General features: G+C 41.9%; 7 protein-coding genes. 3 read left to right on the forward strand and 4 right to left on the reverse strand.

Translation table 11 applies throughout. From position 1 onward, the window contains the following. Nucleotides 1–176: 176 nt before the first annotated feature. From AC59JO_RS18910 to AC59JO_RS18920, 3 genes are all read right to left on the reverse strand, one after another. The gene (locus AC59JO_RS18910; RefSeq protein WP_497307169.1) at nucleotides 177–1,802 is read right to left on the reverse strand and encodes a SusD/RagB family nutrient-binding outer membrane lipoprotein; all 1,626 of its coding nucleotides are present in this window, start codon (nucleotides 1,800–1,802) and stop codon (nucleotides 177–179) included. A 7-nt stretch (nucleotides 1,803–1,809) separates the two neighbouring features. Beyond that, nucleotides 1,810–4,992 (reverse strand): SusC/RagA family TonB-linked outer membrane protein, encoded by a 3,183-nt coding sequence (locus AC59JO_RS18915; RefSeq protein ID WP_497307171.1) that lies wholly within the window; start codon nucleotides 4,990–4,992, stop codon nucleotides 1,810–1,812. A gap of 475 nt (nucleotides 4,993–5,467) precedes the next feature. Further along, the gene (locus AC59JO_RS18920) at nucleotides 5,468–7,126 is read right to left on the reverse strand and encodes a L,D-transpeptidase family protein (RefSeq protein WP_497307173.1); all 1,659 of its coding nucleotides are present in this window, start codon (nucleotides 7,124–7,126) and stop codon (nucleotides 5,468–5,470) included. A gap of 514 nt (nucleotides 7,127–7,640) precedes the next feature. On the opposite strand from AC59JO_RS18920, the gene AC59JO_RS18925 reads away from it, so the two are divergent. Further along, nucleotides 7,641–8,285: a redoxin domain-containing protein gene (locus AC59JO_RS18925; protein ID WP_413667451.1), complete on the forward strand. Its 645-nt coding sequence runs from the start codon at nucleotides 7,641–7,643 to the stop codon at nucleotides 8,283–8,285. Between the two features lie 109 nt (nucleotides 8,286–8,394). Here AC59JO_RS18925 and AC59JO_RS18930 read toward each other — a convergent pair whose 3' ends face one another. Beyond that, on the reverse strand, nucleotides 8,395–9,327 hold the full coding sequence (locus AC59JO_RS18930; protein WP_497307175.1) for an AraC family transcriptional regulator: 933 nt from the start codon (nucleotides 9,325–9,327) through the stop codon (nucleotides 8,395–8,397). 154 nt (nucleotides 9,328–9,481) lie between these two features. Between AC59JO_RS18930 and AC59JO_RS18935 the strand changes: the two genes are divergently transcribed. Then, on the forward strand, nucleotides 9,482–10,984 hold the full coding sequence (locus AC59JO_RS18935; RefSeq protein ID WP_497307177.1) for an aldehyde dehydrogenase family protein: 1,503 nt from the start codon (nucleotides 9,482–9,484) through the stop codon (nucleotides 10,982–10,984). 109 nt (nucleotides 10,985–11,093) lie between these two features. Beyond that, the gene (locus tag AC59JO_RS18940) at nucleotides 11,094–11,465 is read left to right on the forward strand and encodes a DUF779 domain-containing protein (protein ID WP_413667454.1); all 372 of its coding nucleotides are present in this window, start codon (nucleotides 11,094–11,096) and stop codon (nucleotides 11,463–11,465) included. Nucleotides 11,466–11,472 lie beyond the last annotated feature (7 nt).

An 11,472-nucleotide genomic window follows, 5' to 3' on the forward strand; every position in this document is an offset into this window, starting at 1 on the left:
AGGGGAGAAGAACAACACATTATCAACAGATTTTTATTATTCCGGGTTGCAGGGGACTTAAAATTAATTATTTGAATTGAGAAATGCTACCGGATAGCCAATCCTTTTTGTTGTAAAACTAAAAAACAAGGCTATGAAGCCATAGCCTTGTTTTTTAGTGAATCTATATAGGGGTATTATTTATCCCACCATACTCGTGACGTAAAGTTATCGCCGCCTGATAAACTTTTAACCGCTGCATTATAATTTGCAGCGTTAGTGGTGATCAGGGTAAGCGGGTACTGAATACGACGAGGAATAGAGCCATCGGTGAACTGGCCAACATATTTAACCGGCGTAAGTGCAGGGATGCCTGTCCTTCTCCAGTTAGCCCAGGTTTCGTTATGGATAAAAGTTGAAGATGTTTCAACATAGTACTCCATATTTATTTGTTGCAGTGCAGTGGCTGGTACCAAGGGGTGAGCTACTGCATAAGCAGTAGCTGTGGCATTACTTATGGTTGCAGCAGCATTGAACTGAGCAAGTTCAAGCTGGTCAGCAACAAGCGCGTTTGCATAATGTGTTGCCGCAACACCTGTATTCCAGCCTCTTGTTGCCGCTTCAGCTAATAACAACTCAGTTTCGCCGTAAGTTAGAAGCATATTGATACCGCTTTTATCAACAGGTGAGATGCTGCTGCTTGAGGTATAATAAACCTGTAACCTTGGACGTGAGTATTTACCGTCTGGTGCTGCAGCGTCATTCGCAACGGATGGATCGGCAGGTGAAGTACCCGGATAACCTGGTGCTTTGCTGATATCAGTAGCGCCGCCGTTAAGGTCATAACCGTTTGGCATACCATGCTGAACAGATGCATCGTTATTGCCTGCTACAGTTTCGTTTGAGTTAGCTGCTTTGCCGGTTCCGGATGCAATCTCAGCGATAGCTGAAATCCTTGGATCGGCAGTGGTTTGCATATAGTCGATCAGGGTTTTTGACCAGCGTACTTCTCTGAAATCATCAGGAACGGTAAGCGCATTGATTGTGCTATTTGAATTACCGTTCGCATTGTCGGTTTTTACTTTAGCATTGTCATCAATGCTGGTCATGGTACCGGCGGCATATGCTTTTTCAACATATTTTTGAGCGGTAGCAGCATCAACTTTAGTTAAACGCATAGCAACCCTCACCATTAGTGAATAGCCTAATTTTTTCCATTTGGTGATATCACCAGTGTAAAAAAGATCTGAGCTTGGTTTATCTTTTGAAGCATCAAGACCAGCAGTAGCACCATCAAGATCAGCGAGCATGGCATTATAAATATCCTGTTGTTTGTCGAACTTAGGTGCAAATATCCCTTGCTTGGCCATACCAGCTTCAGAATAAGGAACATCGCCGTAGGCATCTGTTACACGCTGCAAAATGAATACCTTCATAATGGTAGCAATTTTATTCAAATTGGCGTATTCGGCTTTGCCATCGGTAAGGTTTTTCATTTCCTGTACAAGTGTTTCGGCAGAGTAACCGCTGTTGTAAACCCTTGCTTTGTAATCATTAAATGAACCTTTATAGATGTACTTATCACCGTTGCCATAATAATCGTAAGTTGAAGCTAACGATTGTGACCACATGCTTTGGTAAAGCAATTGATCGTAACCAGTTTGTGAATACTGGATCTGGGCCTGTGCTAAAAGAAAGTTAGGATTAAACACAGCTGCCGATGTTGCATTAGGGTTTGTGTTTATCTTGGTGAAATCTTTTGTACAACCCGAAACAAGAGCTGCGGCTAAACAAAAGCCGCTATATATGAGTCGTTTTTTCATCTCTCTGTTATTTTTTAAGTTTAAAGTTAACATTTATACCGTAGGTACGTGTGCTTGGTAAGCTGGTACCTTCAATACCTGCGTAGGCAAGGCTGTTTGCAAAGCCCGATTCAGGATCAATGTTGTTTGAGTATTTCTTGATTGTCCAAAGGTTACGGCCAACAGCTGATATAGTTACGCCATTAAATGGAGTGCCGGTAAGGAAGCCCTTTGTAAAGGTGTAACCTAAAGTTACCTGGCGCAGTTTAATAAAGCTGCCGTTAAGTACGTTTATCGCAGATACCCTTTGAGCTAAAGCCTGGTAGTAAACTTCGGCCTCTACAGCTTTGGTGTTTTTCTGACCATCTTCAGTTACACCGTCACCTACAACACCACCTTCACGCCCAGGTAAGGTTGATTTGTTTAAACCGCGGTAAGTGCTGTAATAGTTGGTTGCTGATAACACTTTATTGCCAAACCTGTAATCGATCAGGAATGATAAGTTAATGTGTTTGTAGCTGAAATCGTTATTAAAACCGCCATAATATTTAGGAACTGTGCTACCGTGCGGTGTACGAACACCATCTGACTCCGGTAACCCGTTTGCGTCAAAAATAATCTGACCAGCAGCATTGCGTTTGAAATCGGTTGCCATAACTTGTGGGCCAGGCATGCCTACTACAAGTGCGAGGTTTGCATTTAACGGCCTGTAAGTACCCAAGCCTTGCGTTGTACCTAAAGGGTCAGTTTGTAATATTCTATTATTCACATAAGTGAAATTGATAGACGGCGACCATGAGAACGATGGTGTTTGAACCGGAGTTCCCTTTATCTCAACTTCTATACCTTTGTTTTGAGTAGATTGAGTGCCAATGTAACGGTTATTGTAACCAGTAGCTACATCGAGGTTACCTTTAAGTATTTCGTCTTTAGTTTTGCGATAAAAATAAGCAATATCTAAACTTGCACGGCCGTTCAGGAATTTCATCTCAGTACCAATCTCAGTTTCTGTTAAAGTATAAGGTTTCAGGAAATAGTTTGGAAGATCGCCTGAGAAACCTCCGGTAACAACACCATTAACAGGGTTGTTGATATTGTAATACTGTTGAGTAATATAAGTGCTGCTTGGCTCGTTGCTGGTTTTTGCATATGAAACACGCAGCTTACCAAAATCAAGCCATGATGGATGAGTAAACTCAGAGAAAATGAAACTACCTGCTACTGATGGTGTAAAAATACCTCCGTTGCCTTTTACTACGACAGGATACAGTGTACTGTAGGTGTCATAACGACCAGTAGTACTTAACACAAGATAGTTTTTAACTGAAAAATCTGCAGTGTAGTAAGCTGAATTAACCCTTGATTGATAGAAGTTATAACTTGCAGCGTTTTTGGTTTGCAGGTTTGAATAGCTATAGAAGTATGGCAAAATGAACGGGCCGCCGCTTAAGCTGGTATATGTATAGCTATTTCTGCGCTGGTTGGCACCCGCTGATATATCAAACGACAAGAGATCTTTTACTATGTCGTGTTTTACACCTAACAATGCATCATAGTTTATTTCGTATTGCTGTGCGGTTGATTGCTCATCTAAGCCACCTGCGCCATTACTTGAATAGGCAGTACCGGTAGGCGTAACTTTAAAGCGACTGTCGTTAATGTTATCATAACCAATACGCGCTTGCAGATAAAGCCACTTGGTGAAATCATATCGTGCAGTTAATGAAGAAATTAAACGTTTCCTACCTGTGTTGTTGATGAAGCTATTAGCTGCAAAGTAAGGGTTGGTAACGTAAATATCGTTATTCCACTGTTGTTCTGCGCCGGAAGCAGTTGTACCTGGGCTTAAAGCGGCCTGATCTTCGTTGGCAGCAAGGAACAATACGTTGTTAGGGTTACCCGGACCATCACTTAAGCTTGGCCTGTTTTTTGAGTTTTCAACAAGGTAATTGGCAACAACAGCAATGTTCAACTTATCGGTAACATTTTGATTAGCGTTTAAGTTGAAGGTTTTCCTGTCTAAAGTACTGTTTGGCACAATCGAATTGGCATGTAGATCAGATAACGATAACCTGAAGGCACCTGTTTCATTACCACCGTCAAATGATACAGTATTGGTAAAGGTGCTGCCTGTACGGTAAAAATCAAGATAGTTGCTTTTATTTGAGTACGGGTACATTTTACCATCAAACTGGATAGTTGGTTTACCATCCAACTTTTCGCCCCAGCCTAAGTTACCGGTTGATATAGCGCTTGCCACATTAGTAGGTCTTACACCATGTTCACCCTGGCCGTAAACGGTTTGGAAGTCTTCATAGTTAATTGGTTTATCGAATTGCGTGTTACTGTTAACCTCAACACCAAAGCCTGAGTTCTTTTTACCACCTTTGGTTGTGATCAAAATTACACCATTTGATGCACGAGCACCATATAGCGCTGACGCTGACTGGCCTTTTAATACAGTGATTGTTTCAACGTCATCAGGGTTGATGTTGCTGATACCATCGCCATAATCCGCACCGCCCCACTCGCCAGATGTACCACGGGATGAGTTGTCCATAGGAATACCGTTGATAACGAATAATGGAGAATTCGCTGATCCGCTGGTTACACCACGTAATAAAATGCGTGCTGAAGAGCCAGGACCGCCGCTTACACCACTAATACTTAAGCCCGCAACGCGACCTTCTAATGAGTATGCAACGTTCGTTTCTTTTGCTTTATCAAGCAAATCCCCTTTAACGGTTGATACCGAGTAACCTAATTTCTTCTGTTCTTTTTTGATACCTAATGCCGTTACCACAACCTCGTTTAGGTTTGTATTGGCATTTAATGTAATAGTGATTGTTGATTTGCCTCCCACCGCAACTTCTTTGGTGGCATAACCAATATAGCTTACAATTAATACAGTGTTTGGCTGTACATCAAGTGTAAAGTTACCATTGGCATCTGTTTGGGTACCTGTGGTGGTGCCTTTGATCCTGATACTTACGCCTACAAGCGGTTCGCCTTTTTCGTCAACTACCTTACCGGTAAGCTTTGCGAAGTTTAAGTTAAAATTAAAGTTTGAATTGGCTTTTGCTTTTGGCGCTTCAGCAGCCGAAGCCTGCATGTTCAAGAGCACCATACCTGCAAGGGCAAATTTACACAGGTTGAGGGATTTTGATACCCATGGCCTGTGTACACCCACCGGGTGTTTGAAAAATTTCATATTTTATTGAATTTAAAGGGAGTTAATAGCGAAGCGCCCTGGAAGCACTGCGCAGTTATAAACATTCAAAAATCTTTTTCGGGGCAGTAATTCCCTCCGGGTAATTATTGCCTGTAGCGGGGAGAGTAAGCTTTTTTTACATAGGCATTCGTTTTCCTGGGTTTATTAATAATGTCATATAGTTTGGTTAATGATCACCGTGCTGAAGGAAAAAAGTATCCTTCGTAGGGACGCACCATGGTGATTTAAAGTGAGGACAATTAAATTTTAGCGATTGCCTACAAACCCGTAAAAAATATTTTGTAACTATTATTTACCAGTATTTTAAACTGCGATAAAAAAAGAGGGGGGTAGGGGAACAGGTGTGATGTTAATCATGTAATGACAGATATTCATTAGCCGGAAGTCTTAAGTTCTAAATCAAAAATGTATGAACTTAACTTTTTACTTAAGACTTAGTACTATTAGCTTAACACTAATATTGCCCGGTGCCTGACATGATCATGGAAGCAAGCTGATCGTCACGGTCATAGATATCTTTGCGGAAGTTGAGAAGATTATTCCTGTCAGTAAAAGCGGTAAAATAAGCTATAAATACAGGCATTTTTTGTTTGAGCGTAACCTGCTGCTCTTTACCAAGATGCATAGCTTTATTGATGCGGGAGGCGGTCCAGGTGCTATCATATTTTAAAAGGAATGAAGCCAGTTTTGCAGGCTCACCTACACGAATGCAGCCGTGACTAAATGCCCTTGATGATTCGCCAAATAGTGAGCGCGATGGCGTATCATGTAAATAAATACTGTAACTATTCGGAAACAGGAATTTAACCAGCCCTAAAGAGTTGGACGGCCCCGGTTTTTGCTGAATTACCGGAAGTCCGTTTTCCTTTCCGGTTATTACCATATTGTGCTCGTTAAGATAATTGCGGTTGCTGCGCATAGCAGGGAGCACTTCATTGCGTACAATGCTTTCGGGCAGGTTCCAGTAAGGACTAAATACAACATACTGCATTTCGCCGTAAAATATAACTGTTTGATGCACTTTTTGGCCAACCACCACATTACAGCTCCATAATAAGCTGTCGGCGTGATAAACGTGCAGCTTAAATTCAGGAATGTTTACGGCAAGATAGTCGGCATTTAAACTTACTGGCAGCCAGCGGCAGCGCTCCATGTTTACAATGATCTGTTTGATCCTCGACTTAAGGGGAATATTCATTTCAGCCATAGTGCCGGAACCAGGCAAACCATCAGCTGTAAGCCCGTGCCTGGCCTGAAATTGAGTTATGGCAGCCTTAAGCTCATCATCAAACTTATTGTTTAAAGTATCTCCCTTAAAATCTTCCAGTTTGTATAAGCGGGTTTTTATACGGGCAATTATTGCAGACGAATCGCCGGGTTTTAATTTGCTGTTGAGTTTGATCGGTTCCCAGCTTTCATGAGCATCGAGCTCGCGGTATTTGGTAAGAAAGTTCTTCAGTAAATCATACTGACGGTATACGGGCTCGCTTAAGGTGGATGCTTGTTTCGATGGCTTTTTCAGGAGCGTATCCAGAAAATCATCGTAAGCAATCTTTTTGCGTGGCAAATACCAGTTTACTGCCCGGCTTACCGAATCGCTCATGCCCCGGAATGCCACTTTTGAAAAAGCGAAATATTGCGCTGTAAGCATTAGCTCGGTGCCAATATCCGGTTTTTTAACTTTTGTTTTGGAATGGCTGTCAAATATCAGCGAATCCAGATCTTTTTGATAGGGGATACCTTTATATATCCCTTCGTTTTGCAGGTTCATTAACCTGTCGTTCAGGTTGCCGGCCTGTTCAATTAATGCGCCTTTTTCATACCAGGCGTAGGCAAATTTGCGCTTGCGGTAAAAGCTTCGCAGATCTTGTTCATAAGGCACCAATGCAGGGTGGCTTTGTAGAAAGGCGGCAATGCGCGTGCTGTCAAATACAAGTTCGGTTTGATCACTAAAGTTACCCGGAATGGTTTTTGTCCATTCCCTGGTCATTTTCTTTTTTAGGGAATCGGCTTTAGAAACGAGATGTTGTTTTGTGTTGTTTTTACAGTTGGAAAGGACTAAAACACTTAAAGCAAGTACGATAATGTATTGTGGTTTCAGCCTGTTCTGCATAGTTAATTTATTAGTTATACGGAACGTAAATTACAAGGTTTTGTTTTTCAGAAAAGGAAAGGTATCGAATGTTAACCGATAGAAAACCCATATAGAACAGGAAATTCTGATATTGAAAAATGGGTAAATATTTTTTTAATAAATTCTACTAGGTTTATAGATATTGTAGTATATTTGTTGCATAACATTCAAAAACAAATGACGGGCAACAGTTTAATCACCAGCAACAGATATACATCGGCCGAAAACAGGGGTGGTGTGTATATGCCCATGTGTTGCTGTTGTTGAAATTTTCTCCACAACATACAAGCTGTTACACTCCTTTAAATTTACTGACCTCAATTAATATATTTTTATGAACACATCCAGCAATAAACAAATTAGCAGCGTCATCCCGCCGGGCTTGCTCATGCGTTACCGGGTAGTTTATGGATTATGCCGTTGTTGTTGAACAATAAAACTCAACTACAATTACCTTGAAACATTATCCGTAACATCATAAATCTATTTCAAAATGCAAACCACAAATAACAATAAATATCCTTTTTTTGACCTGCTTGAAGTTGTTGCCGAACGTGACCTTAGCTTTCGCAAGCTGAAGTCATTACACCCTGTTAAGGCTGGTAATTTGGTTCCTGAATTTAAATTAAGTAACGATTATAGCCGTTGGCAGCAATTTTATAATGGTGCCGAAACACACGGCCCAATTTCACAGCGCAATTTATTGAATAAACCATTGGTTATCTCTTTTTACTCGCGTCACTGGGGGCAGCAAGGTTTGGCTCAGCTTAAACAACTAAACAATCTGCATCATGAAGTTAAAGCAAGCGGAGGCAACCTGCTTATCATTAGTGATGACCGCACCGATGAGCTTGAGAAATGGGCATGGGAGCAAAGCCTTACCCTTAATTTTTATCATGATACCGATAAAGAAATAGCGCAACAATTCAGGGTATATTCTGATGATTACCCGGTATGGGACAGGTTTTCGGGCATCGACGAAAACGCGCCTTTACTGGCAACTTATATTATTGAGCCATCAAAGCAGGTTATCTACAGTCATATCGATTGGGATTTCCTGGGCACTTTTTCTTCGGAGGAGATCATCAGCGCAGTTTATGAATCGGCATTGATCAGCAACAGCCGCAAATCAGCATAAACATTCAGAAAGTTAATTATTAGGTAAAAGGCATCTCAAGTGTGTAGCTTAACAATCGCATATGAGATGTCTTTTTTGCGTTGAAATGATCACCATCTATTTGCTTTTTCTAATTTAAATGCCCTCCCCTTAGCCTGGCTTTGTAATAGCTTGGGGTAGTACCCTCTATCTTTTTAAACGCCCGGCTAAAGTAATTAAGATTATTGAACCCGGCTTTAAAACAAGCTTCGGAGATGCTATTGTGCGGATTGTTCATGAGCTGCTTGGCTAATTGCAGACGCTCTTTAATGATATAATCTACCGGTGATATCCCTAGTTCATGTTTAAACGCCCGGAAAAAACTGGCTTTGCTCATGAAGGCCATCTGGCTCAAAGCATCAATATTAAGTTTTTCGCTTAGATGAACCCTGATATATTCAAGCACATAAGCAAAACGGCTGCCGCTTGATAACTCATGCAGGTTATCGCTGATCTCGTTAAGATTTTGCATCTGCATAATGCGGATCAGCAATTCCTTTAAAGTGAGGTTGGCCAGCACATCTTTGGTTAACGCATCGCCGGTGCTGATGCGGATAAGTTTGTTGATGAGTTGGGCCAGTTCATAATTATTAAAAAAGTGGAACTGGTTATAATTAAGCTGCCATATCCGTCTATCTTCCCTTGGGTAGTTCTCATTTAAAAAATCAAGCGTATTGGCAATCTCCTGGTGGTTAATAGCCAAAGCGGTGCATTGCGATGGCTGGTTGATGGTGGCTTCCGGGAAATCAATTTTCATGGTAATATTGGGTGGAACGATAACCGTTTCACCAGGCAGATAATCAAAACCGGGCTTATCAAACAGGTGCATCACTTTTTTACCCCTCAACATGCTGGTTATTACGAGGTCGCTAAAAGTAAGGGGCACGAGTTCGCTGCGCTGAAATGTTTCAAAAACGTTGAGCTCACAATGGTTCATGGTGTAAGCCTTGCGGTTTTCAATCAATGTATTCAGTTCTTTTCCGTGTGAAAGGCTTAGTGGAGATAACAGGGTTTTGTTATTCATAGCCGTTTATAATTTATACCAAATTAGGCATACTTATTTTGATTAACAAGCGGGTAATAAAAATGCGACCATTGTGCTACCATTTGAGAGCATAATGCAAATGCCTTACAGCGAGACAGCTCTACATTAGTGTTACCAAAAAAACATAAAAATTATGAGCGCTGTTTCTAAACCATCCTTTAAGGAAAAGTACGACAATTTTATCGGCGGCAAATTTGTTCCGCCTGTTAAAGGCGAATATTTTGATAACATTTCGCCCATTGATGGCAAGGTGTTTACTAAAGCTGCACGGTCAGGAAAGGAAGATGTTGAATTGGCTTTGGATGCCGCTCATGCCGCATTCCCAACATGGGGCAAAACTTCGGCCGCACACAGGGCATCTCTGTTAAATAAAATAGCCGACGTTATTGAAGCTAACCTGGAGTTTTTGGCTGTTGTAGAATGTATTGATAACGGCAAAGCTATCCGCGAATGCCGTGCTGCTGATTTACCTTTAGTGATTGATCACTTCCGGTATTTTGCAGGCGTGATCCGGGCAGAAGAGGGCGGTATTTCTGAACACGACGAATATACTGTAAGCATTTGTTTAAATGAGCCGCTGGGTGTGGTAGGACAGATCATTCCGTGGAATTTCCCGCTGTTGATGGCTACCTGGAAAATTGCCCCTGCGCTTGCTGCAGGTAACTGCTGTGTAGTTAAACCGGCCGAGCAAACCCCAACATCCATCATGGTTTTAATGGAACTGATCCAGGATATTTTGCCGCCGGGTGTTTTGAATATTATTACCGGTTTTGGTCCGGAAGCAGGCAAACCGCTGGCTTCATCGCCAAGGGTTGCCAAGGTTTCCTTCACCGGCGAAACAACAACAGGCCGTCTTATTATGCAGTATGCGTCTGAAAACCTGGTGCCGGTTACGATGGAACTTGGAGGCAAGTCGCCCAATATTTTCTTTGAATCGGTTGCCGATGCCGATGATGAATTTTTTGATAAAGCTGTGGAAGGTGCGGTACTGTTTGCCTTAAACCAGGGCGAGGTTTGTACCTGCCCGTCGAGGATCCTGGTGCATGAAAATATCTATGACAAGTTTATGTCGAAAGTGATTGAGCGCACCAATGCCATCATTATGGGTAATCCGCTTGATGGAAATACCATGATGGGGGCACAGGCATCTAACGATCAGTACGAGAAGATTCAGTCGTACCTTAAAATAGGTAAAGAGGAAGGTGCGGAAGTACTTTGTGGCGGCGATGTGAAAAAACAGGAAGGTGAGTTGGGAGGGGGCTATTATATTCAGCCAACTTTATTCAAAGGCAATAACAAAATGCGCATTTTCCAGGAGGAGATTTTTGGTCCTGTTGCTTGCGTAACCACTTTCAAAACCACCGAAGAAGCCATCGCGATAGCTAATGATACCTTATACGGTTTAGGTGCCGGTGTATGGACACGCGATGCACATGAACTTTACCAGGTGCCACGTGCCATACTGGCGGGCAGGGTTTGGGTAAACAACTATCATGCTTATCCTGCACATGCTCCGTTTGGTGGTTATAAAAAGTCAGGTTTTGGCCGCGAAAATCATAAAATGATGCTTGGTCACTACCGTCAAACTAAAAACATGCTAATCTCATATAACAAGAACAAATTAGGTTTTTTCTAAAATTTGATCCCCGTTCCCCCGAGACTTACGAAGATTTCAAAACTTCGTAAGTCTTTATGCGGTTATGTCATTGATATACTTTGAATGTTTAAAATGCAGTGATTTTTCCATGGTCAAAAGAGTAACCATAACACCAGAAGCTTCCGGGCTCATAGCCGAACTCAAATCCCGTTTCGGTGAATTGATGTTTCATCAAAGCGGTGGTTGCTGTGATGGATCATCGCCTATGTGCTTTGAAAAAGGAGAGTTTAAACTTGGAGGCAGCGATGTGAAAATAGGAGAGGTAGATGGCTGCGAATTTTGGATGAGTAAAGATCAGTTTGAATACTGGCAGCATACCCAGCTGCAGCTTGATATTACCAAAGGCCGTGGCTCAAGCTTTTCAATTGAAATCCCGACGGGGTTTAGGTTTATGATCCACTCCAGGTTGTTCACCGATGAAGAGTTGAAGGATTTGGAGCCCGTGAGTTTTATTGAATAGCCCCTCT

This window comes from Mucilaginibacter sp. A5337, assembly GCF_059690695.1.

What these genes read in the sequence shown, in the direction of transcription:
- AC59JO_RS18910 (WP_497307169.1), bottom strand. Translation starts at nt 1,802, where the DNA reads ATGAAAAAACGACTCATATATAGCGGCTTTTGTTTAGCCGCAGCTCTT.
- AC59JO_RS18915 (WP_497307171.1), bottom strand. Translation starts at nt 4,992, where the DNA reads ATGAAATTTTTCAAACACCCGGTGGGTGTACACAGGCCATGGGTATCA.
- AC59JO_RS18920 (WP_497307173.1), bottom strand. Translation starts at nt 7,126, where the DNA reads ATGCAGAACAGGCTGAAACCACAATACATTATCGTACTTGCTTTAAGT.
- AC59JO_RS18925 (WP_413667451.1), top strand. Translation starts at nt 7,641, where the DNA reads ATGCAAACCACAAATAACAATAAATATCCTTTTTTTGACCTGCTTGAA.
- AC59JO_RS18930 (WP_497307175.1), bottom strand. Translation starts at nt 9,327, where the DNA reads ATGAATAACAAAACCCTGTTATCTCCACTAAGCCTTTCACACGGAAAA.
- AC59JO_RS18935 (WP_497307177.1), top strand. Translation starts at nt 9,482, where the DNA reads ATGAGCGCTGTTTCTAAACCATCCTTTAAGGAAAAGTACGACAATTTT.
- AC59JO_RS18940 (WP_413667454.1), top strand. Translation starts at nt 11,094, where the DNA reads ATGGTCAAAAGAGTAACCATAACACCAGAAGCTTCCGGGCTCATAGCC.